21 protein-coding genes and 1 other RNA gene are annotated in these 21,683 nt (G+C 60.9%); 12 read left to right on the top strand and 10 right to left on the bottom strand.

Going from position 1 to position 21,683, the window contains the following annotated elements; translation table 11 throughout:
- Position 1: 1 nt before the first annotated feature.
- The 4 genes from BMY45_RS04800 to BMY45_RS04815 form a co-directional block, all read right to left on the bottom strand.
- Entirely contained in the window at positions 2 to 607 is a 606-nt protein-coding gene (locus BMY45_RS04800) for a 5-formyltetrahydrofolate cyclo-ligase (RefSeq protein WP_092395222.1), read from the bottom strand.
- A gap of 117 nt (positions 608 to 724) precedes the next feature.
- Positions 725 to 904, bottom strand: a non-coding RNA gene (gene ssrS, locus BMY45_RS04805) — 6S RNA.
- A gap of 30 nt (positions 905 to 934) precedes the next feature.
- Complete coding sequence (locus tag BMY45_RS04810) at positions 935 to 1,252, bottom strand: cell division protein ZapA (protein WP_047226084.1); 318 nt, start codon at positions 1,250 to 1,252, stop codon at positions 935 to 937.
- Entirely contained in the window at positions 1,249 to 1,458 is a 210-nt protein-coding gene (locus BMY45_RS04815; RefSeq protein ID WP_030138125.1) for a TIGR02449 family protein, read from the bottom strand. The genes BMY45_RS04810 and BMY45_RS04815 overlap by 4 nt, the downstream gene beginning before the upstream one ends.
- 127 nt (positions 1,459 to 1,585) lie before the next feature.
- Here BMY45_RS04815 and BMY45_RS04820 point away from each other — a divergent pair, with 127 nt between their 5' ends.
- From BMY45_RS04820 to gcvH, 8 genes are all read left to right on the top strand, one after another.
- Positions 1,586 to 2,140 carry a YecA/YgfB family protein gene (locus BMY45_RS04820; RefSeq protein ID WP_047226083.1) on the top strand — a complete coding sequence of 185 codons (555 nt, stop codon included), beginning with the start codon at positions 1,586 to 1,588 and terminating at the stop codon, positions 2,138 to 2,140.
- Between the two features lie 27 nt (positions 2,141 to 2,167).
- Positions 2,168 to 3,502: a Xaa-Pro aminopeptidase gene (pepP, locus tag BMY45_RS04825; RefSeq protein WP_092395225.1), complete on the top strand. Its 1,335-nt coding sequence runs from the start codon at positions 2,168 to 2,170 to the stop codon at positions 3,500 to 3,502.
- A complete protein-coding gene (gene ubiH / locus BMY45_RS04830; protein ID WP_092395228.1) occupies positions 3,499 to 4,686 on the top strand; it encodes a 2-octaprenyl-6-methoxyphenyl hydroxylase in 1,188 nt (395 codons plus the stop codon). Before pepP ends, ubiH begins: the two co-directional genes overlap by 4 nt.
- A 67-nt stretch (positions 4,687 to 4,753) precedes the next feature.
- Complete coding sequence (locus BMY45_RS04835) at positions 4,754 to 5,971, top strand: 2-octaprenyl-3-methyl-6-methoxy-1,4-benzoquinol hydroxylase (protein WP_177193307.1); 1,218 nt, start codon at positions 4,754 to 4,756, stop codon at positions 5,969 to 5,971.
- Positions 5,972 to 6,196: 225 nt separating this feature from the next.
- Positions 6,197 to 7,201 carry an extracellular solute-binding protein gene (locus tag BMY45_RS04840; RefSeq protein ID WP_092395234.1) on the top strand — a complete coding sequence of 335 codons (1,005 nt, stop codon included), beginning with the start codon at positions 6,197 to 6,199 and terminating at the stop codon, positions 7,199 to 7,201.
- A gap of 129 nt (positions 7,202 to 7,330) precedes the next feature.
- Positions 7,331 to 8,947, top strand: coding sequence for an ABC transporter permease (locus BMY45_RS04845; RefSeq protein WP_092395237.1), 1,617 nt, complete (start codon positions 7,331 to 7,333; stop codon positions 8,945 to 8,947).
- A gap of 150 nt (positions 8,948 to 9,097) precedes the next feature.
- On the top strand, positions 9,098 to 10,180 hold the full coding sequence (gcvT, locus tag BMY45_RS04850; protein ID WP_092395240.1) for a glycine cleavage system aminomethyltransferase GcvT: 1,083 nt from the start codon (positions 9,098 to 9,100) through the stop codon (positions 10,178 to 10,180).
- 51 nt (positions 10,181 to 10,231) lie between these two features.
- Positions 10,232 to 10,615, top strand: a complete 384-nt coding sequence (gene gcvH / locus BMY45_RS04855) for a glycine cleavage system protein GcvH (protein WP_092395243.1) — start codon at positions 10,232 to 10,234, stop codon at positions 10,613 to 10,615.
- A gap of 123 nt (positions 10,616 to 10,738) precedes the next feature.
- Here the strand turns inward: gcvH and BMY45_RS04860 are convergent, their stop codons facing one another.
- From BMY45_RS04860 to BMY45_RS04880, 5 genes are all read right to left on the bottom strand, one after another.
- Positions 10,739 to 11,059 (bottom strand): DUF2388 domain-containing protein, encoded by a 321-nt coding sequence (locus BMY45_RS04860; protein ID WP_172436019.1) that lies wholly within the window; start codon positions 11,057 to 11,059, stop codon positions 10,739 to 10,741.
- A 65-nt stretch (positions 11,060 to 11,124) separates the two neighbouring features.
- A complete protein-coding gene (locus BMY45_RS04865; RefSeq protein WP_092395246.1) occupies positions 11,125 to 11,574 on the bottom strand; it encodes an NfeD family protein in 450 nt (149 codons plus the stop codon).
- Positions 11,575 to 11,583: 9 nt separating this feature from the next.
- The gene (locus BMY45_RS04870) at positions 11,584 to 12,504 is read right to left on the bottom strand and encodes an SPFH domain-containing protein (RefSeq protein WP_092395249.1); all 921 of its coding nucleotides are present in this window, start codon (positions 12,502 to 12,504) and stop codon (positions 11,584 to 11,586) included.
- Positions 12,505 to 12,692: 188 nt separating this feature from the next.
- Positions 12,693 to 14,477 (bottom strand): type IV pilus assembly ATPase TfpB, encoded by a 1,785-nt coding sequence (locus BMY45_RS04875; RefSeq protein WP_092395252.1) that lies wholly within the window; start codon positions 14,475 to 14,477, stop codon positions 12,693 to 12,695.
- A gap of 144 nt (positions 14,478 to 14,621) precedes the next feature.
- Positions 14,622 to 14,954 carry a hypothetical protein gene (locus BMY45_RS04880; RefSeq protein ID WP_092395255.1) on the bottom strand — a complete coding sequence of 111 codons (333 nt, stop codon included), beginning with the start codon at positions 14,952 to 14,954 and terminating at the stop codon, positions 14,622 to 14,624.
- 125 nt (positions 14,955 to 15,079) lie between these two features.
- Between BMY45_RS04880 and BMY45_RS04885 the strand changes: the two genes are divergently transcribed.
- A complete protein-coding gene (locus BMY45_RS04885; RefSeq protein WP_092395258.1) occupies positions 15,080 to 15,550 on the top strand; it encodes an Lrp/AsnC family transcriptional regulator in 471 nt (156 codons plus the stop codon).
- Positions 15,551 to 15,704: 154 nt separating this feature from the next.
- Here BMY45_RS04885 and BMY45_RS04890 read toward each other — a convergent pair whose 3' ends face one another.
- The gene (locus tag BMY45_RS04890) at positions 15,705 to 17,072 is read right to left on the bottom strand and encodes a CYTH domain-containing protein (RefSeq protein ID WP_092395261.1); all 1,368 of its coding nucleotides are present in this window, start codon (positions 17,070 to 17,072) and stop codon (positions 15,705 to 15,707) included.
- A 158-nt stretch (positions 17,073 to 17,230) separates the two neighbouring features.
- Here BMY45_RS04890 and argE point away from each other — a divergent pair, with 158 nt between their 5' ends.
- The 3 genes from argE to BMY45_RS04905 all read left to right on the top strand — a co-directional run bounded on the left by argE (position 17,231) and on the right by BMY45_RS04905 (position 21,635).
- Complete coding sequence (gene argE / locus BMY45_RS04895) at positions 17,231 to 18,388, top strand: acetylornithine deacetylase (protein ID WP_092395264.1); 1,158 nt, start codon at positions 17,231 to 17,233, stop codon at positions 18,386 to 18,388.
- A 132-nt stretch (positions 18,389 to 18,520) separates the two neighbouring features.
- Positions 18,521 to 19,819 carry an amino-acid N-acetyltransferase gene (gene argA, locus BMY45_RS04900; RefSeq protein ID WP_092395267.1) on the top strand — a complete coding sequence of 433 codons (1,299 nt, stop codon included), beginning with the start codon at positions 18,521 to 18,523 and terminating at the stop codon, positions 19,817 to 19,819.
- Positions 19,820 to 20,306: 487 nt separating this feature from the next.
- Positions 20,307 to 21,635, top strand: coding sequence for an OprD family outer membrane porin (locus BMY45_RS04905; protein ID WP_092395270.1), 1,329 nt, complete (start codon positions 20,307 to 20,309; stop codon positions 21,633 to 21,635).
- The last annotated feature ends 48 nt before the right edge of the window (positions 21,636 to 21,683 follow it).

A 21,683-nucleotide genomic window follows, 5' to 3' on the forward strand; every position in this document is an offset into this window, starting at 1 on the left:
TCTACCCCGCGATATACCAGTACCGGTCGCTGACCGTTCCCAGCAGCGGCACGTCCCAGCTCGCCTGCGCCAACCGTTCGACTTTCTGACACTCATGGGCCAGCCCCAACAGCGTCGGTTTACGCCATTGCTTGCGTCGCGCCAGATACCCCAGGCTGCGGTCATAAAAGCCACCGCCCATGCCCAGCCGACCTCCCGCATCGTCAAACCCCACCAGCGGCAATAGCACCAGGTCCAGCGTCCAGACCTTGCGTTGCCGGGCAATGTTCATCCGCGGCTCCAGAATACGAAAACGATTGGGTCGCAGCTTTTCGCCGGGGCGGATGCGTTGGAACACCATCTTGGTCTGCGGCCATGGGCTGAGTACCGGCAGATAAGTAGCCTTGCCCCGGCGCTGAGCGGCGCGCAGCAACAGGCGCGGGTCGATCTCGCCATCGTTGGGCAGGTACAGGGCGATGTGTCTTGCCCGGCGAAACAGCGGGTGCTGGGCCAGTTGCTTATAGAGCCCTCGAGCGGCTTCACGCTGCTGGGCAGCTGTCAGGGCGCGACGAGCCTGGCGTAGCAGGCGGCGGAGTTGCGGGCGCGGCAGCAGCGCTGGTTCGGTCATATGAATATTTCACGCAATCGGTGGCGACAGCACAGCGTAACCGTAAAACAGGGCGCTCAGAAATGCCTGCGCCAGACACAACAATGCCAGTCTTGATGACTGGCATTGTGAGAAATCAGGCTCCCCGGATGAACCGCTGTCGGCTTAGCCCTTGAACCCGAAAGTTCAAGGTGGAAGTTGCAGGGGGCGTTAAGGCTTTCCGTCAAGCGGACATGCACACCGGCCCCAACGTGCAACTCCCGTGGTTGTGCGTATCGGCTCAGGGACATCACCAACTGGCAAGCACCCCAGGGAGTGACGCAAGTATACCCCAGGCAGCCTCGCGAATCAGCCCTTGCTGACGTCCGGGTCGGTGGCCAGTACCAGATCCACCCGATCGAGCAGATCGCGCACCTGTTCACGGGTCGAGCCGCTGACTTGCACGTCCGGCGTATCCTGGCGGTGCAACAGCTCGTGGGTGATGTTCAAGGCAGCCATTACAGCAATGCGGTCGGCGCCGATGACTTTGCCGCTGCTGCGGATCTCGCGCATCTTGCCGTCCAGGTAACGGGCGGCGCTTACCAGGTTGCTGCGCTCTTCCTGGGGGCAGATGATCGAATATTCTTTATCGAGGATCTGCACGGTTACGCTATTGCTTGAACTCATGAGTCTTGCTCCAGGGCCTTGAGGCGCGAAATCATCGATTCGACCTTACGCCGGGCGATTTCGTTTTTTTCAATGAGGTGCGCGCGTTCCTCGCGCCAGGTCTTTTCCTGAGCTAATAGGAGTCCGTTTTGGCTCTTAAGTTGCTCGACCCGCTCAATTAGCAATTCGAGTCTGGCCATCAGCGCTTGCAGGTCGGTGTCTTCCATTGTGTCCACTGAAGATTGTGTCTGATGGGGATAGGGTCGCACAGCCTCTGATAGTCTTGGCGAGTCTGTCGATGTAGGATACAAGGCCTCCATTCTAGACATAGCGCCGTCTGGCGCCTAGCTGCCCATGCCCATTCAGAATTCCCCGTATCAAGCGTTTGCCACCCTGCTGAGCACCAGCGGTCATCCTGTCTCGCCTGCTGAACTGCATGGCCTGTTGCTGGGGCGCAGTTGCGCCGGCGCCGGCTTCGATGCCGACGGCTGGCTGGCTGACGCCGCCGAGTTGCTGGAAGGCGAGCCGGCGGACAACGTGCGCAATGCGCTCATCGGCCTGCAGGAAATGGTCAAGGGTGAGTTGACCAGCGATGACATGACCGTCGTCCTGCTGCTGCCTACCGATGACGCTCCGCTGGCCGAACGCGCCGCTGCGCTGGGCCAGTGGTGCCAGGGCTTCCTCGCCGGCTTCGGCCTGACCCGCCGCGAATATGCGTTGAGTGACGAGGCCAAGGAAGTATTGCAAGACCTGGCGGCGATCTCTCAGGTCCAGGACGCTCTGGAAGAGTCCGATGACGGCGAAAGCGACTACATGGAAGTGATGGAGTACCTGCGGGTCGCGCCATTGCTGCTGTTCACCGAAACCAAGAAAACCGCTGAACCGGCCGCCAAGCCGTCCTTGCACTGATTGCTTGAAAGGGAACACCGTCTGCCCATGATTCATATCCCGAAATCGGAATACAGCCGTCGCCGCAAGGCTCTGATGGCGCAGATGGAACCCAACAGCATCGCAATCCTGCCCGCCGCCGCCGTTGCCATTCGCAACCGCGACGTCGAGCACGTTTACCGCCAGGACAGCGACTTTCAATACCTCAGCGGCTTCCCCGAGCCGCAAGCGGTGATCGTACTGATGCCCGGCCGGGCCCATGGCGAATACATCCTGTTCTGCCGCGAACGCAACGCCGAGCGGGAGTTGTGGGATGGCCTGAGAGCCGGCCAGGAAGGGGCGATGCGTGACTATGGCGCCGATGATGCATTTCCTATCACCGACATCGACGACATCCTGCCGGGCCTGATCGAAGGCCGTGACCGGGTGTACTCGGCCATGGGCAGCAACCCGGAATTCGACCGGCACCTGATGGAGTGGATCAACGTGATTCGCTCCAAAGCCCATCTCGGTGCCCAGCCGCCGAACGAATTCGTTGCCCTGGATCACCTGTTGCACGACATGCGCCTGTATAAATCGGCGGCAGAGGTGAAGGTGATGCGCGAAGCGGCGCGGATTTCCGCCCAGGCGCACATCCGGGCCATGCAGGCCGCGCGCGCGGGGTTGTACGAATACAGCCTGGAGGCCGAGCTCGATTATGAGTTCCGCAAGGGCGGGGCAAAAATGTCGGCCTACGGGTCGATCGTCGCGGCGGGTCGCAACGGCTGCATCCTGCATTACCAGCAGAACGACGCACTGCTCAAGGACGGTGACCTGGTATTGATCGACGCCGGTTGTGAAATCGACTGCTACGCCAGCGATATCACCCGTACCTGGCCGGTCAGCGGCAGGTTTTCGCCCGAACAGAAGGCAATCTACGAAGTGGTGCTGGCCGCCCAGGAGGCGGCGTTTGCCGAAATTGCACCGGACAAACACTGGAACCAGGCCCACGAAGCAACAGTGCGGGTCATTACCGAGGGGCTGGTGCGCCTGGGCCTGTTGGAGGGCGAGGTGGACGAGTTGATCGCCAGCGAAGCCCACAGGGCCTTCTACATGCACCGCGCCGGCCACTGGCTGGGCATGGACGTGCACGACGTTGGCGAGTACCGGGTCGGCGGCGAATGGCGGGTACTGGAAGTCGGCATGACGTTGACCGTTGAGCCGGGCATCTACATCGCCCCGAACAATCGCAACGTAGCGAAAAAATGGCGCGGCATTGGCGTGCGCATCGAGGATGACGTGGTAGTGACCAAAACCGGTTGTGAAATCCTGAGTCACGGCGTACCCAAGACGGTCGCCGAAATCGAGGCCCTGATGGCCGCCGCCCGGGCTGATGCGGCATGAGCCGGGTCAATCTGGCGATCGTCGGCGGTGGCCTGGTAGGCGCGAGCCTGGCCCTGGCCCTGCAAGCCGGTGCCAAGGCGCGGGGTTGGAAGATCATGCTGATCGAGCCCTTCGCCCCCGGCGATGCCTGGCAGCCGAGCTACGATGCCCGTTCCTCGGCATTGTCGTTCGGGTCGCGGCAGATTTATCAACGCCTGGGGATCTGGCAGGAAGTTTCTCGTCGCGCCGAGCCGATCAAGCAGATCCACGTGTCTGATCGCGGACGATTCTCCACGGCGCGGTTGTCGGCCATGGAAGAAGGGGTGCCGGCCCTGGGTTATGTGGTGGAAAACGCCTGGCTCGGCCAGTGCCTGTGGCAAGGGCTGGACACCGAGGTGGTCAGTTGGCACTGTCCGGCACAAGTCACCCGGATGGAGCCCATGGTCGGCGGCTATCGCCTGACGCTCGATGACGAAACCACCTTGGAATGCGACCTTGCCGTGCTGGCTGACGGTGGCCGTTCCAGCCTGCGTGAACAGCTGGGTATTGGCGTGCGCAATCGACCTTACGGCCAGAGCGCGCTGATTGCCAACATCACACCCGGCGAAGCCCACAACGGCATGGCCTTCGAGCGCTTCACCGACGATGGCCCGATGGCCTTGTTGCCGCTGCCGGAGAACCGTTGCGCGCTGGTCTGGACCCGTCAGGGCATGGATGCGCAACGACTGGCGATCCTGGATGAGCGCAGCTTTCTCAGCGAATTGCAGGGCGTGTTCGGTTATCGCCTGGGTACCCTGAAACAGGTAGGCGCTCGACATCTATATCCGTTGGCGCTGGTGGAAGCCGAAGAGCAGGTCCGCCCGCATCTGGCGATCCTGGGCAACGCGGCCCACAGTCTGCATCCGATTGCCGGCCAGGGGTTCAACCTGTCTCTGCGCGATGCCCAGGCCCTGGCCGACGCCTTGCTCGACAGCGACAGCGCGCCGGGGGATTTCGCCGTGCTGCAAGCCTATCGCGAGCGTCAACGGATGGATCAGACCCTGACCGTCGGGTTTTCCGACCAGGTTACGCGTCTGTTCAGCAGCAACCTGCCGCTGGTGTCTCTGGGCCGCAACCTTGGCCTGCTGGGCCTCGACCTGTTGCCGCCGGCCAAGCGCTGGTTCGCCCGCCAGGCCATGGGGTTGGGGACACGTCCCGATGCGTGAGGCTTGTTTCGATCATTTTTCTCATGGGCGACTCATGTCGCCAGCACAACAGGCTTAAAGCATGGAATTGCGTGCAGATCTGCTGATTGTCGGCGCCGGAATGGTCGGCAGCGCCCTGGCGCTGGCGTTGCAGGGCAGTGGCCTGCAAGTGCTGTTGCTCGACGGCAGCCCGATGAGCGTCAAACCCTTCGATCCCCAGGCTGCCTTCGAACCCCGGGTCAGTGCCTTGTCGGCGGCGAGCCAGCGGATCCTTGATCGTCTTGGGGTCTGGGACGGCATTATCGCCCGGCGCGCCAGTCCTTATACCGACATGCACGTCTGGGACGGCAGCGGCACCGGGCAGATCCATTTCTCGGCGGCCAGCCTGCATGCCGAGGTCCTGGGGCACATCGTCGAAAACCGCGTCGTGCAGGATGCCCTGCTGGACCGCCTGCATGACTGCGATCTGGGCCTGCTGGCCAACGCGCGGCTTGAGCAGATGCGCCGCTCCGGCGATGACTGGTTGCTCACCCTGGCCGATGGCCGCACCCTGCGGGCACCGCTGGTGATCGCCGCCGACGGGGCGAACTCCGCCGTGCGTCGCTTGACCGGGGTCGCGACCCGGGAATGGGATTACCTGCACCATGCCATCGTGACCAGTGTGCGCAGCGCTCGGCCTCATCGGATGACCGCATGGCAGCGCTTTACCGATAACGGTCCCTTGGCATTCCTGCCACTGGAGCGCGACGGCCAGCAGGATTGGTGCTCGATCGTCTGGTCCACCACCCCTGGCGAGGCACAGCGGTTGATGGCGCTTGAGGAAGCGGATTTCTGCAACCAACTGGAGCGGGCCTTCGAAGGTCAACTGGGGACGGTGCTGAGTGCCGATCCGCGCTTGTGCGTACCGCTGCGCCAGCGCCATGCCAAGCGCTACGTGGCCGAAGGGCTGGCGCTGATCGGCGATGCGGCCCACACCATCCATCCGCTGGCCGGACAGGGGGTGAACCTGGGTTTCCTGGATGCCGCCGTCCTGGCCGAAGTGCTGCTGCAGGCAGCCGGGCGCGGTGAACGGCTGGCGGACGTGAAGGTATTGAGCCGCTACGAACGCCGACGCATGCCCCATAACCTGGCGCTGATGGCCGCGATGGAAGGGTTTGAGCGGCTGTTCCAGGCCGATCCGTTGCCGGTGCGCTGGCTGCGTAATACCGGGCTGAAACTGGTGGACGGTCTGCCCGAAGCGAAGGCGCTGTTTGTGCGTGAGGCGCTGGGGTTGACTGGGGACCTGCCGGATTTGGCCAAGGCCTAGATTTTTGTCGGGACGAAAGACCTCATCGCGGGTAAGCCATGCTCCCACAGAGGGCAATGTAGGACGACTTTTGTGGGAGCAAGGCTTGCCCGCGATGGCGGACGCAAAAACACAGCACATCTCATAGCTGCAACATTTTGAAACGTGTCTGCGCAGTGTTAGATTGAGAAGCTAAATGTGAGTCCTTATCATTTGCGCACTTATAACAATCGAGAGACCGCCCCCATGTTGGCATCCAAGCGTCTGCTGTCCGTCCTCGCCCTGACCCTGATCGGCGCCACTGCCGCCCAGGCTGCCGATGAGGTGGTGGTCTACTCCTCGCGTATCGATGAACTGATCAAGCCGGTTTTCGATGCGTACACCAAGAAGACTGGCGTCCCGGTGAAGTTCATCACCGACAAGGAAGCGCCATTGATGCAGCGGATCAAGGCCGAGGGTGAAAATGCCACCGCCGACCTGCTGCTCACCGTTGACGCCGGCAACCTCTGGCAGGCCGAGCAGATGGGGATTCTCCAACCGTTCACTTCCAAGGTGATCGACGCCAACATCCCGGCCCAATACCGTGCGTCTTCCCACGCCTGGACCGGCCTGAGCCTGCGGGCGCGGACCATTGTCTACTCCACCGACCGGGTCAAACCGAGCGAACTGACCACCTATGAAGCCCTGGCGGGTAAAGAGTGGGAAGGCCGCCTGTGCCTGCGCACCTCGAAGAAGGTCTACAACCAGTCCCTGACCGCCACCCTGATCGAAACCCACGGCGCGGAAAAAACCGAAGAGATCATCAAGGGTTGGGTCAAGAACCTGTCCACCGATGTGTTCTCCGATGACACGGCATTGCTTGAGGCCATCAATGCCGGGCAGTGCGACGTCGGTATCGTCAACACTTACTACTTCGGGCGCCTGCACCAGCAGAAGCCGGACCTGAAGGTCAAGCTGTTCTGGCCGAACCAGGCCGACCGTGGCGTGCACATCAACCTCTCGGGCATCGGCCTGACCAAGTACGCACCGCACCCGGAAGCGGCGAAGAAACTGGTGGAGTGGATGACCACGCCTGAAGCCCAGAACATTTTTGCCGACGTGAACCAGGAGTTCCCGGCCAACCCGAACGTGGAGCCTTCCAAGGAAGTCGCCGCCTGGGGCAAGTTCAGGGCCGACACCCTGCCGGTGGAAGTGGCGGGTAAACGCCAGGCCGAAGCCATCCGCTTGATGGATCGCGCTGGCTGGAACTAAAAAAACACTCAAGATCGCAGCCTGCGGCAGCTCCTACAGGGATTCGCGTCCCAATGTAGGAACTGTCGCAGGCTGCGATCTTTTTTTTGCGGTTTAATAGGCGTTTGCTGTCAGCCCTGAGACTCCCCCTTGACCCACCCCGTCCAACGCCGCTGGTACCCTCTGGTTTTTGCTATCGCCGCGCTGGTGCTGTTGCCCTTGAGCGTCCTGCTGCTGTCCTGGCAAAACATCGACCAGCAGATATGGTCCCACCTGTGGGATACCCAGATGCCACGCTTGTTGGGCAACACCCTGACGCTGATTGTCGGCGTGGGTGTCGGTGTAACCTTGCTGGGCGTCAGCCTCGCTTGGCTCACCAGCCTGTGTGAGTTCCCCGGCCGACGCTGGCTCGACTGGGCGTTGATGTTGCCGTTTGCGATTCCGGCCTACGTGCTGGCGTTTGTCTTCGTCGGCCTGCTGGACTTTGCCGGACCGGTGCAGACATTGATGCGCGAATGGTTCGGCAGCAACCTGCGCCTGCCCCGGGTTCGCTCCACCGGCGGGGTGATCCTGGTGTTGGTCCTGGTTTTTTACCCGTACGTTTATTTGCTGGCGCGAAGTGCATTCCTGGCCCAAGGCAAGGGCTTGATGGAAGCGGCCCGGGTGCTGGGGCAGTCGCCCTGGCAGGCGTTCTGGCGAGTGGCGTTGCCGGTCGCCAGGCCGGCCATTGGTGCCGGCGTGGCGCTGGCGTTGATGGAAACCCTGGCGGATTTCGGCGCGGTCTCGGTGTTCAACTTCGACACCTTCACCACGGCCATCTACAAAACCTGGTACGGCTTCTTCAGCCTCTCCAGCGCCGCGCAACTGGCCAGTCTGTTGTTGCTGGCGGTGATGCTGGTGCTTTACGGCGAACGCCGCGCCCGAGGCGCCCAGCGGGCGAGCAACGAGCGACCCCGGGTCAAGGCGCTTTATCACTTGCGCGGCCTCAAGGCTGCGGCGGCCAGCGGCTGGTGCGCCCTGGTATTTGCCTGTGCTTTTGTTATTCCGATGCTGCAACTGCTGGTGTGGTTCTGGCAGCGCGGCCGGTTCGATCTGGACGAACGTTATGCCGGGCTGATCGTCCACACGCTCTATCTGGGTGGGCTGGCGGCCCTGGTCACCGTTTGCGTCGCCTTGCTGTTGGCGTTCGCCCGCCGTCTGGCGCCGACCCGTCCCATTCGCGCCGGTGTCGGCCTGGCGAACCTGGGCTACGCCTTGCCCGGTTCGGTGCTGGCGGTATCGATCATGCTTGCCTTCAGTTATCTGGACCGCGAACTGGTCATCCCCCTGTCAACGCTACTGGGCGGTGCCGGCAAACCGTTGCTGTTGGGCAGCCTGTCGGCCCTGCTGCTGGCCTATCTGGTGCGCTTTTTGGCCGTGGCCTACGGTCCACTGGAAAGCAGCCTCGCGCGAATCCGCCCTTCTTTGCCTGAAGCGGCACGTAGTCTTGGGGTCAGTGGGCCGCGACTGTTTTTCAAAGTGTATCTGCCGTTGCTGTTGCCGGGCACCCTGAGTGCGGCGTTGCTGGTGTTCGTCGATGTGCTCAAGGAAATGCCCGCGACCCTGCTGATGCGCCCGTTCGGCTGGGACACGCTGGCGGTGCGGATCTTCGAAATGACCAGTGAAGGGGAGTGGGCCCGGGCCGCGTTACCGGCGCTGACCCTGGTGCTGGTGGGGTTGTTGCCGGTCATCGGATTGATACGACGCTCTGCCCATCGAAACAGCTAGGTGTCAGTCCTACATCATGCGGCTACAATGCGCGGCATTCGGTGCGGTCCGTCTGTCGGACCGGGCAACTGATAGCGTCTGAAAACGTTTTTGGCGTTCACGCTGTGCAGTGCTCGTCCGCACCTTCGCCAAGCCCGGAAGGAGACACCCATGGGACAGCGTACGCCTCTGTATGACCTTCATCTCGCCCTCGGCGCGAAGATGGTCGATTTTGGCGGTTGGGATATGCCTTTGCATTACGGCTCGCAGGTTGAGGAGCACCATCAGGTGCGTCGCGACTGCGGTGTGTTCGATGTATCCCACATGACCGTTATCGATGTCGCCGGTCCCCAGGCCAAGGCCTGGTTGCAGCGCTTGCTGGCCAACGATGTCGATCGCTTGCAGGACACGGGACGTGCCTTGTACAGCACCATGCTTAACGAGCGCGGCGGCATCGTCGACGACATGATCATTTATCGGGTCGAACACGGCTATCGGCTGGTCTTCAACGCCTCGACCCGCGACCAGGACCTGGCCTGGATGCAGGCGCAGCTTGGTGAATACGATGTGCGCCTGCTTGAGCGCCCCGAACTGGCAATGCTGGCTATCCAGGGCCCCCAGGCCCGTCACAAGATTGCCGAACTGGTCTCGCAATCGCGCGGCCAACTGATCCAGCAACTCAAGCCTTTCGAAGGCCGTGCCGACGGTGACTGGTTCATCGCCCGCACCGGCTACACTGGCGAAGATGGCCTGGAAATCGTCCTGCCTGCCCACGAAGCCCCGAGTTTTTTCAATGATCTGGTGGGCGCCGGCATTTCTCCCATCGGCCTTGGCGCTCGCGATACCTTGCGCCTGGAAGCCGGCATGAACCTGTATGGCCAGGATATCCACCAGGAGGTTTCGCCGCTGGCCTCGAACATGGCCTGGAGCATCGCCTGGGAACCGGCGAGCCGTCAGTTCATCGGTCGCAGTGCTCTGGAAGCCGAACTGGCCGGCGGCGTACAGCAAAAGCTGGTAGGCCTGGTGTTGGAGGAGCGCGGCGTTCTGCGCGCTCATCAGGTGGTCCGCATCGCCGATGTTGGCGAAGGGGAGATCACCAGTGGTAGTTTTTCTCCTACGCTTAGCAAGTCAATTGCCTTGGCACGCGTTCCGATGGCCACCGCCGATCGTGCCGAGGTGGAAATTCGTGGTAAGTGGTACCCGGTACGAGTGGTCAAGCCGACCTTCGTCCGCCATGGCAAAACCCTGATCTAACCTTTTGCGGCGGGCCGCTGGCCGCTGACACTACTCTTGAGGACACAGAATATGAGTGATATCCCTGCCGAACTGCGTTTTGCCAAAAGCCACGAGTGGGCGCGTCTGGAAGCTGACGGTACGGTCACCGTGGGCATTAGCGATTATGCGCAGGAAGCTCTGGGTGATGTGGTGTATATCGAACTGACCGAGGCCGGTACGGTTTTTTCCGCCGGTGACCAGGCCGGTGTGGTGGAGTCGGTCAAGGCTGCTTCCGACATCTACTCACCGATCAGTGGCGAAGTGATTGCGGTCAACGAAGACCTGGGCGGTTCACCGCAACTGCTGAACTCCGATCCTTACGGCGCGTGGATTTTCAAGCTCAAGCCAAGCGACAAGACCGAGCTGGACAAGCTGCTTGATGCGGCAGGCTACAAGGCTGCTATCGGCGAGTAACCCGGATCTAATGTGGGAGCGAGCAAGCCCGCTCCCACGCGGGATACTGCGTACAGCCTGATAATATTCTCGGGCAAAAAAATGCCGCTCCCATCGAGCGGCATTTTGTTTATGGGTCTGGAATCAGTCCTGGGCGACGGCGTTTTTCGCCAGGATCGCGTTGGCCAATTCCATGTCGGTGGCCTGCAGGCCTGGGTTGTCGGCACGGACTTTCTGCATCGCAGCTTCCAGGTAAGGACCACGGATACCGCCGTCGCTGGCAACGAAACTGCCGGCATCGTCCTGAGCGGCGACGATCAGCTTGTTGTCCTTGAAGGTCAGGTAGGTGGAACCGGTGGTTGCACCGGATGAAATGACGTTACGCCAAAATGTGTCGGCCATTGCCGAGCCGACAGGAAGAGACAGCAAGGCCAGGGTCGCGACAGCAAGTTTGAGACGCATGATAGGTGACTCCACAGGGTTAACTATAGGTTTTGAGCGTCAATGCCCGCGTTCAGTTCCGTGACCCTTCAGTCATCCCGTTCCACGCTCAATACCGCCCCTTCCTGTGCAACCACCCGGACCCGCGTACCCACGGGCGATTCGGGGCCTTTGACCAGCCACACCCCGTCGGCCACCTTGATCTTGCCGCGCCCGTCGATGATTGCTTCGTGCACCTGGAAAGTCTTGCCGATCAGTTCCTGTCCACGCAGGTTCAGCAGAGGCTGATCGCTTTCACGGACGGCACTGCGTTGACGTCGCCACCAGTACAACGCTGTCGCCATGGCGAACAGCCCGAACAGCAGGAACTGCATCTCCCATGACAACTGCGGCAGGATGAATGTCAGCACGCCGACCGCAGCTGCGGCCATGCCGATCCATAGCAGGTAGCCACCGGCACCGAACACCTCCAGGATCAACAGGATGACGCCCAGCGCCAGCCAGTCCCAATACGACATCTGTTGCAGGAAAGCCCACATACCCGAGCCTCAGCTTTTCTTGCTGTCGAAAGTGGCCTTGACGATCTCACCGATGCCACCGACTGCCCCGATCACCTGGCTGGCCTCCAATGGCATCAGGATGACCTTGCTGTTGTTGGCCGAGGCCAGACGACCCAGGGCGTCGATATATTTTTGTGCGACGAAGTAGTTCACCGCCTGGACATTGCCGGCGGCAATCGCTTCGGATACTACTTTGGTGGCCAGGGCTTCGGCTTCTGCCTGGCGCTCGCGGGCTTCGGATTCCAGGAACGCGGCCTGACGGCTGCCTTCGGCCTCGAGGATCTGCGCCTGTTTCTTGCCTTCGGCGGTCAGAATCGCTGAGGCGCGCAGGCCTTCAGCTTCCAGGATCTGGGCACGCTTGATCCGTTCGGCTTTCATTTGTCCCGACATGGCAGCCATGAGATCCGCCGGCGGGCTGATGTCCTTGATCTCGATCCGGGTGATCTTGATACCCCACGGCGCCGTGGCTTCGTCGACAGTGCGCAGCAGCTTTTCGTTGATCCCATCACGCTGGCTCAGCATCGCATCCAGCTCCATGGAGCCAAGCACGGTACGGATGTTGGTTTGCAGCAGGTTGCGGATGGCGTGTTCGAGGTTGTTGACCTCATAGGCTGCCTGGGCCGTGTTCACCACCTGAAAGAAGCACACCGCGTCTATCTGCACCGTGGCGTTGTCGGCGGTAATGACTTCCTGTGGCGGAATGTCCAGTACGCTTTCCATGACGTTGATCTTGCGACCGATACGGTCCATCACGGGAATGATGATGTTCAGACCGGGCTTGAGGGTGTTGGTGTAGCGCCCGAACCGCTCGACGGTCCATTGGTACCCCTGAGGCACGACCTTGAAGCCCATGAACAGGATGGCGACCACCAGCCCGATAAAAAGTAAAAGTACGCTACCGATCTGCATAACTGTTCCTTGTTTAAATGAGATGATCCGTGAGTGTAAGGCAAGCGGCCATTATCTGTGGCGAGTGAATTTATCCCCGCTGGGCTGCGAAGCAGGCCTCAACTGACAACGTGGTGTTTCAGACCGATTGTGTTGTCTGTAATTGGGCTTGCTCCGCAAGCCAACGGGGAGAAATCCCCTCGCCACAACTACTTCTGCTCACTCTGTGGCGTCACCCGCAACACCTCCTCGACAGTGGTCAAGCCCGCCGCCACCTTTTGCGCCCCCGACAGCCGCAAGCTGCGCATCCCTTCCTTGAACGCCTGGCGACGCACTGCCAGCAGGTCGGTGTCGGGGTGAATCAAGCTTTTGACGCTGTCGGTCAATTGCATGATTTCGTAGACCCCGGCACGGCCGCGATAGCCGGTGTCACGACACTCCAGGCAGCCGACGGCCTGTTGGGCATTGCCCGGCAACGGGGCCTGCCAGGGGCGTGTCAGGGTTTGCCAATCGTCGTCATCCAGGGTCAGGGGGGCCTTGCAGTGCGGGCATAGCGTGCGTACCAGGCGCTGGGCCATGACACCGAGCACCGTGGCTTTGATCAGGTAATGGGGCACGCCGAGTTCCAGCAAACGACTGATGGCGCTCGGTGCATCGTTGGTGTGCAGGGTCGAGAGGACGAGGTGTCCGGTGAGCGCCGCCTGGATCGCCATTTCGGCGGTTTCCAGGTCGCGGATCTCGCCGATCATGATGATGTCCGGGTCTTGCCGCATCAGCGCCCGTACTCCGGCGGCGAAAGTCAGGTCGATGTTGTGCTGCACCTGCATCTGGTTGAAGGACGCTTCGACCATTTCAATTGGGTCTTCGATGGTGCAGAGGTTTACCTCCGGCGTCGCCAGCTTCTTGAGGGTGGTGTAGAGGGTGGTGGTCTTGCCCGAACCGGTGGGGCCGGTCACCAGGATGATGCCGTTGGGCTGACGGGTCATGTCTTGCCAGCGGCGCAAGTCATCGGCGGAGAAACCGAGCTGGTCGAAGTCCTTGAGCAGTACTTCGGGATCGAAGATCCGCATGACCATTTTTTCGCCAAACGCCGTGGGCAGCGTCGACAGGCGTAATTCCACTTCGCCGCCATCTGGGGTCTTGGTCTTGACGCGACCGTCCTGGGGCTTGCGCTTTTCCGCGACGTTCATCCGCCCCAGGCTCTTGAGGCGACTGATGATTGCCATCGTCACCTGCGGCGGGAACTGATAGACGGTGTGCAGCACCCCGTCGATGCGAAAGCGCACCGTACCCTGCTCGCGACGCGGTTCGATGTGGATATCGCTGGCGCGTTGCTGGAAGGCGTACTGGAACAGCCAGTCGACAATATTGACGATATGGGCGTCGTTGGCGTCCGGCTCCTGATCGCTGGCGCCCAGGTTGAGCAGTTGTTCGAAATTGCTCAGGTTGCTCGGTTGCTGGTCGACCGTCGTGGCGCCGCTGACCGATTTAGCCAGGCGATAGAACTCCACGCTCAAGCGCTGGATATCGACCGGGTTGGCAACGACTCGCTGGATCGGCAGCTTGAGCACATGGGTCAAGTCTGCTTCCCAACTGCGGACGTAAGGCTGCGCGCTGGCCACCGTGACCGCGTCGCGGTCCACAGCCACCGCGAGAATCTTGTGGCGCTGGGCAAAGGCGTAGGACATCAGCGGCGTGACGGCCGCCACGTTGATTTTCAGCGGGTCGATGCGCAGGTAGGGCTGGCCGGCCTGCTGCGACAGCCAGAGGGTCAGGCTTTCCAGGTCCAGGCGCTTGCCGGGGCGGCTGAGGTCGTCCAGATGCTGGTTGGCGATGAACTCCAGTGGGTGCAGCTGGGCGCTGGCGCTATGGCGCCGGCGCGCATTGAGTGCGGTTTCGGCACAGTCCTGGCTGATGAAGCCTTGGGCGACCAATTGGCGCAGCAGATCATTGAGGTCCAGCCAGCGGTCCTGAGTGGCGTGTTTGGTGGACATGCGGGTTCCTATTGGACAATTGCAGCAAAGCCGCGATACAGACGCTTCGGCGTCCTCGCTCGGTCTGCAAAAGAATAGTCCCGACACTATGGACCGTTGGGCCACTACCCGACCAATGCGTTTCGAATTCTTGCCGACAGCCTTTCAGCCTGCCGCCTGGGCCGGCTCAAGGCGCGCACTGTCAGCGTCTTGCAGGTCCACGGAACACACGCTGATCAGGTTACGTAATTTTTCAGCGAGCACTTGGGCACGGTGCCAGCTCAAGCCGTCCATGAGGAGTTCCATCGACAGCAGATCGTCGTGGCGTTCGACGCGGACCTGCCGGGGTGTCAGGCCCTGCAAGGCAAACAGATTCAGCGCCCGGCACAGCAGATCCGGTTCAGCTTCGGCCAGCAGATGGTAGCGGGCGCGACAATGGGCGTTATGAGCGTGCCAGACATCGGTGCGGGTGGGGGTGACGGCTTCGAGAGGGGGCATGGACAGTCTCCGGGGATATGGAGAAATGTTTACATGCGCGAAGGGGTATTTCTTATCTAATATGGATGATTATCCAGATATTAAGAATAATTCTATTCAGAATTTAACATAAAAAGGGTTTATTTATGCACGGTGAACTGGACGGCTACGACCGCAGGATTCTGGCGCTGCTGCAAGAGGATGCTTCGCTGTCCAGTGCGCAGATCGCCGAGCAGGTGGGCTTGTCCCAATCCCCCTGTTGGCGGCGAATTCAACGGATGAAGGAGGAAGGGATTATCCGCGGTCAGGTGACCTTGCTCGATCGCAAGAAAATCGGCCTCAACACGCAGATATTCGCCGAAATCAAACTCAACGCGCACGGACGTTCAAATTTCACGGAGTTCACCGAAGCCATTCGCGGCTTTCCCGAGGTACTGGAATGCTACGTGCTGATGGGGTCGGTGGATTTCATGCTGCGCATCGTCACGGCGGACATCGAGGCATATGAACGCTTCTTCTTCGAAAAGCTGTCGATGGTGCCTGGGATCCAGGAAGTGAACTCGATCGTGGCGCTGTCGGAGATCAAGTCGACGACGAGTTTGCCGGTACTGCGCTGAGCTGGCATTTGCGGTGAATGTGCTGATCCCTTCGCGAGCAAGCCCGCTCCCACATGGGGTCTCTGTCGTACACACATTTTGTGTTCGCTGAAGATCCAGTGTGGGAGCGGGCTTGCTCGCGAAGGCGATATTCCAGACGCCGACGATATCTCGGTTACAGTCGCAGCAAAGTCTTCCAGGCCCGATTCTGATAGACCGCAATCGCCTGTTGCTTGCGCGCCTCCAGGGCTTCGTCGGTAATCGGTTCGTTGGCCAGTTGCGCCAGTTTGTTCAGCTCCCCGTAGAGGCGGTCCATTTCCGGGATTTCCAGCACCTGGCGAGCGTGGTGCAGCCAGGCCTGGATGCGTTCGATGCGCGGCAGCTGTTCGGCCAGGTCTTCCGGCTGTTGTTGATAGCGTTGCAGTTGCAGCGACGACGATTCCTCGCCCAGCAGGCGGGGCAGCCAGCTACCCAGTTGGGCTGCGCCCTGGCGATTGCCGCGGGTGTTGCGCTCGGCAGCCCAGCTACGGGCCAGCAGCCAGCGCGAAGTGTTGAGGGAGAATTGGCCCCAGCGCGGGTCTTGCAGCTCTTCAAGGAACTGTTCCGGCGCGGCCTTGCGCACGTCTTCGTCATCCAGGCCGGCCTGGACCAACGGGCGCCAGTCTTCCAGCAGTGCGTCCAGGGCGACGCGCAGGTCATGGGTCGATTGGCGTGGTGCGGCCTGGCCAAGGCTGCTGAGCAGGGCGCGCAGTTCGGCCAGGTTTTCCACCCAGTCCTGCAGCAGGCGCCAGTGGCCGTTAAAGCGATACTGTTCGGCCAGACGCTGGCTGCTGCCCAGCAAATGCCAGCTCAGCGCGGCAAAGGCATCATCGAGTGGCATCTCGGCGGTCAATTGCGGGGCCGGCAGACTCAGGGCATAGCTGTTCGCATCATGCAGGCGATAGCCACGCTCGGCCTTGCTGATATCACACGGCATCAGGGGCAGGGTCGCGGCCAGCTCGGCCGCCAGTTCCAGCAGGGCGGCGGGTTCGCCTTCGCGCAATTCCAGCTCCAGCTCGCAGATTTCTTCCTTCTGCTTGCCGACCACGACGTGGCCCAGGTCCAGCGCGGCCTCGATGACCACTTTGCTTTTGCCACGGCCCCAGGCGATTTCCGCGCGTTCACGAACGAAGTCGGTGGTGAAGATGGCCTTGAGGTTTTTTTTGTCCAGCTCGGCCAACGCCTCTGGCCAGCATTCGCCATCGAGTTTCTTCAGGTCGAGCTTGGCTTTGGGCAGGTGCCAGTCGTACTCGTTGCGCTCGGACAGGCCGGCGATGCTCTGGCCGCGCGTTTTGAGGGTCTGGATCACCTCTTCGCCGTCGCGACGCAGGCGCAGGGCGACCTTGGCCCCGGCCAGGTCACGCTCTGGCGTGTCGAAATACTGGTTCATCAGTTCGTGGCGTTCCCAGCCGCTTTTGTTGCGTTTCTTGAGCAATGGGTGCTCGCGCAAGGCTGCCAGGGTCTCGCGGCTGACGCGGAGTTTGATTTCGGTTTCTTTCTGCATGGCCGGAAAATCCAGGGATCGAGTGCGCAGCCGGGGGAAGGTGTGGCTGCCAAGGTCGTGCAGTGTACAGGACTCATCCGTCCTACGCGCCGCGACGGTTTCTTCCTTGCGCCGGATGGTTCTATGATGAACGTCAATTTGTAAGTCCGGAGCCAGCGATGCCTTTGCCATCCATGAAAGATCAGTTCGCTGCCCTGGTCGCCACGCCTTCGGTCAGTTGTACCCAGCCTGGGCTGGACCAGTCCAACAGTGCCGTGATCGAACTGCTGGCGGGCTGGCTCGCCGACCTGGGGTTCTCCTGTGATATCCAGCAGGTCAACCCCGGCAAGTTCAATTTACTGGCCAGTTTCGGCAGCGGTCCCGGAGGCCTGGTGCTGGCCGGGCACAGCGACACGGTGCCGTTCGACGGTGCGTTATGGCAGACCGACCCGCTGAAACTTACCGAGGTTGATGGTCGTTGGGTGGGCCTGGGCAGTTGCGACATGAAGGGTTTTTTCGCCCTGGCCATCGAAGCGGTCAAGCCCCTGCTGGACCAGCCGTTCAAGCAACCCCTGCTGATTCTCGCCACCTGCGACGAAGAAAGCTCGATGTCCGGGGCCCGGGCCCTGGCCGATGCCGGCCGGCCCTTGGGGCGCGCGGCGGTGATCGGCGAGCCGACTGGCCTCAAGCCGATCCGGATGCACAAAGGCATCATGATGGAGCGCATCGATATCCTTGGGCGCAGCGGCCATTCCTCCGACCCGAGCCTGGGTCACAGCGCCCTTGAAGCGATGCACGACGCCATGGGCGAATTGCGTGGCCTGCGCCTGCAATGGCAGCGCGAATTTCGTAACCCGCAATTCACCGTGCCACAGCCAACCCTGAATTTCGGCTGCATCCACGGCGGCGACAACCCCAACCGGATTTGCGGCCAGTGCTCCATGGAGTTCGACCTGCGGCCATTGCCTGGCATGGACCCGAATGTCTTGCGGGCTGCGATCCAGCAGAAGCTCAATCCCATCGCCGAGCGCCATAAAGTCAAGATCGACTACGCACCGCTGTTTCCCGAGGTGCCGCCCTTCGAGCAGGCCGAAGACTGCGAACTGGTGCGAGTGGCCGAGCGACTCACCGGCCATCGTGCCGAAGCAGTGGCGTTTGGCACCGAAGCGCCTTATCTTCAGCGTCTTGGCTGCGAAACCCTGGTACTTGGCCCCGGCGATATCGCCTGTGCCCACCAACCGGGCGAGTACCTTGAAATGTCACGTTTGCAACCTACCGTGCAGCTATTGCGGCAACTGATCGAACATTACTGCCTGACACCGGCCACGGCCGGCTAAATTGCCCACATCCGGGCCCGTATTCATGAGGAGAGCGCGCGTGTCGCCAAGCCTGTTCCGACGATAACCATCAGCCCGCTGTGCGTTCCGTTTCGTCTTTTTTCGGCTGCTATTTATTACAGGCCCAGGTTCATGCCCGAATACGTCAATTGGCTTCGTCACGCTTCGCCCTACATCAACGCCCACCGCGATTGCACCTTCATCGTCATGCTGCCCGGCGATGGTGTGGAACATCCGAACTTCGGCAACATCGTCCATGACCTGGTGTTGCTGCACAGCCTGGGTGTGCGCCTGGTATTGGTTCATGGTTCGCGCCCACAGATCGAAACCCGCCTCGCCGCGCGGGGCCTGACGCCCCATTACCACCACGGTATGCGCATCACCGACGCTGCAACCCTGGAGTGCGTGATCGACGCTGTCGGCCAGTTGCGCATTGCTATCGAAGCGCGGCTGTCGATGGACATGGCGTCCTCGCCGATGCAGGGTTCGCGCCTGCGTGTCGCCAGCGGCAACCTGGTGACGGCACGGCCCATCGGCGTACTGGAAGGCGTGGATTATCACCACACCGGCGAAGTCCGTCGGGTCGATCGCAAGGGCATCAATCGCCTTCTGGACGAGCGCTCCATCGTCCTGCTGTCACCATTGGGCTATTCGCCGACCGGGGAGATTTTCAACCTCGCCTGCGAAGACGTCGCGACCCGGGCGGCCATTGATCTGGCAGCCGACAAACTGCTGCTGTTCGGTGCCGAGCAGGGGCTGATCGGCGAAGATGGTCGGTTGGTACGCGAGTTGCGCCCGCAACAGGTCCCGGCCCACATGCAACGGCTGGGCGGCGACTATCAGGCCGAGCTGCTGGATGCGGCGGCCCAGGCCTGTCGCGGTGGTGTGGCGCGCAGTCATATCGTCAGCTACGTCGAAGACGGTGCGTTGCTGGCCGAACTGTTTACCCGCGATGGCAGCGGTACGCTGGTGGCCCAGGAACAATTCGAGGTGGTGCGCGAAGCGGCCATCGAGGATGTCGGCGGTTTGCTGGACCTGATCAGCCCGCTGGAAGAGCAGGGGATTCTGGTGCGTCGTTCCCGCGAAGTGCTGGAGCGTGAGATTGAGCAGTTCAGCGTGGTCGAACGCGAAGGCATGATCATCGCCTGCGCGGCGCTTTACCAAATCGCCGACTCGGATGCCGGGGAGCTGGCGTGCCTGGCGGTGAATCCGGAATACCGCCACGGCGGTCGTGGCGATGAGCTGCTGGAGCGGATTGAAAGCCGGGCTCGGGCCAAAGGACTCAAGACGCTGTTCGTACTCACCACCCGTACGGCCCATTGGTTCCGCGAGCGGGGCTTTGAGCCCAGCAGTGTCGAGCGTCTGCCAGCGGCGCGGGCATCGCTGTACAACTATCAGCGCAATTCGAAAATCTTCGAAAAAGCCCTCTAAGTGCCCTGCCTGGGGGAGCCGCCCATCGGAGTGAACCGCGTAGCTGCGACCTTCTTGATTCCAGACAATGATCCGTCAGGCTGGAATCTATCAAGATCGCAGCTACGCTGTTTTGTCCATGAGTGCTGCAGTTGGAATGCTTGGGAGCCTGCTGCGTTTCCCAGGATCGCCACACTGCAGAACCGCTATCAATAAAAACATTCAGTAATCCCCAGACTGGCCGATATGCCATGTCACGGTTGGATGACGCTTTGATGGCGGTGATATTTCCAAATGAGCTGAAAAATGATGAAACAATTCTTTTTAGATTTATAAACAACCCATTATTCTGCGGGCCGGTGTCGCAGGGTTAGACCTTGGTCGTAATCACAAATGGTTACGATTGACTTGCCAGTCACAGACTGGCGCTAATCAAGCATCCGCGGATTCCGGGCGTTCGACCGGAAACCAAAGACACACAAGAATTAGAAAACGAGAGGAGCGAAGCATGAACAAGTCCACCTTGGCCCTGGCTGTGGCCGTTGGGGTTCTGGCGCAGCAGGCAGGCGCCGCCGGTTTTATCGAGGACAGCAAGGCGTCTGTCAGTTCCCGTACGCTGTACTTCGATAACGATAACCGCGAGCGAGGCGGTTCGGACCAGCGCGAAACGGCCACTGGCCTGAAGTTTGATTACAAGTCTGGCTTCACCCAGGGTGTTGTCGGTTTTGGTATCGACGCCCAGGCACTGGTCGGTATCCACCTTGGTGGCGGCGCGGATCACCACCCGGATAACAACTCCTTCATACCAAGCGATACTGACGGTACGGCCGTGCATAACTGGAGCCGTCTGTCGGGCAACGTCAAAGCGCTTTTCTCGAAGACCGAAGCACACGTAGGTGGGGCGTTGATGCCGAACCTGCCGATCCTGATCGCCAGCGATGGCCGTCTGCTGCCGCAGACCTTTGAAGGTGGCACCATCACCTCCAAGGAAATCGACGGCGTGACCTTTAACGCCGGTCAACTGGAACACGCCGTTGGCCGTGCAGGGACTAACAGCACCGGTCTGGCAGTGAATGGCGGTACTCAGGACAGCAACCAGTTCCGTTACGGTGGCGCCGACTGGAAAGTCACCAAGGACCTGACCCTGCAGTACTACTACGCCAACCTGCAAGACTATTACAAGCAGCACTTCCTGGGCGCGGTGCACGTTTTTCCGATCAGCGAAAACCAGTCGTTCAAGACTGACCTGCGTTACTTCGACAGCAGCTCGGATGGCCGCAACGGCGATGCCGGTTATCGGTTCAACAACAACGGTGGTTATGCCAAGACCCCGGGCGAGGTCGATAACAAGACTTGGAGCGCCATGTTCACCTACACCTTGGGTGGCAGCGCATTCCTGTTGGGTCACCAGCAAATCGGTGATGACGGTGGTTTCGTCTATCTGAATCAGGGCAGCCTGCTCAATGACAGCGGTCGTAACGAAGGGGCTGGCGGCTCTAGCTTCTACCTGTTCTCCGATAGCATGATTCACCAGTTCGTCCGCGCAGGTGAAAACACCACGTTCGGTCAATACTCGTACGACTTCACCGGTCTGGGCGTTCCTGGCCTGAAAGCAGCCGTTTCCTACCTGCATGGTGATGACATTAAGTCCTCTACCGGCGGAAGCGATTCGTCCGAGTGGGAACGCGACATGCGCCTGGACTACGTTGTCCAGCAAGGTCCTCTGAAGGGCTTCGGCACTACCCTGCGTCACGGCACCTACCGTGGCAGCAGCACTGGTATCGCCGACCAGGATCAGACTCGCGTGATCTTCAACTACACTTACAACTTCATGTAAGACGTAGAGCCATAAAAAAAGCCCCGCCCGGCAACACACCGGACAGGG

The sequence above is a fragment of the Pseudomonas sp. NFACC39-1 genome (assembly GCF_900110355.1).
Taxonomy (GTDB): Bacteria; Pseudomonadota; Gammaproteobacteria; order Pseudomonadales; family Pseudomonadaceae; genus Aquipseudomonas; species Aquipseudomonas tehranensis.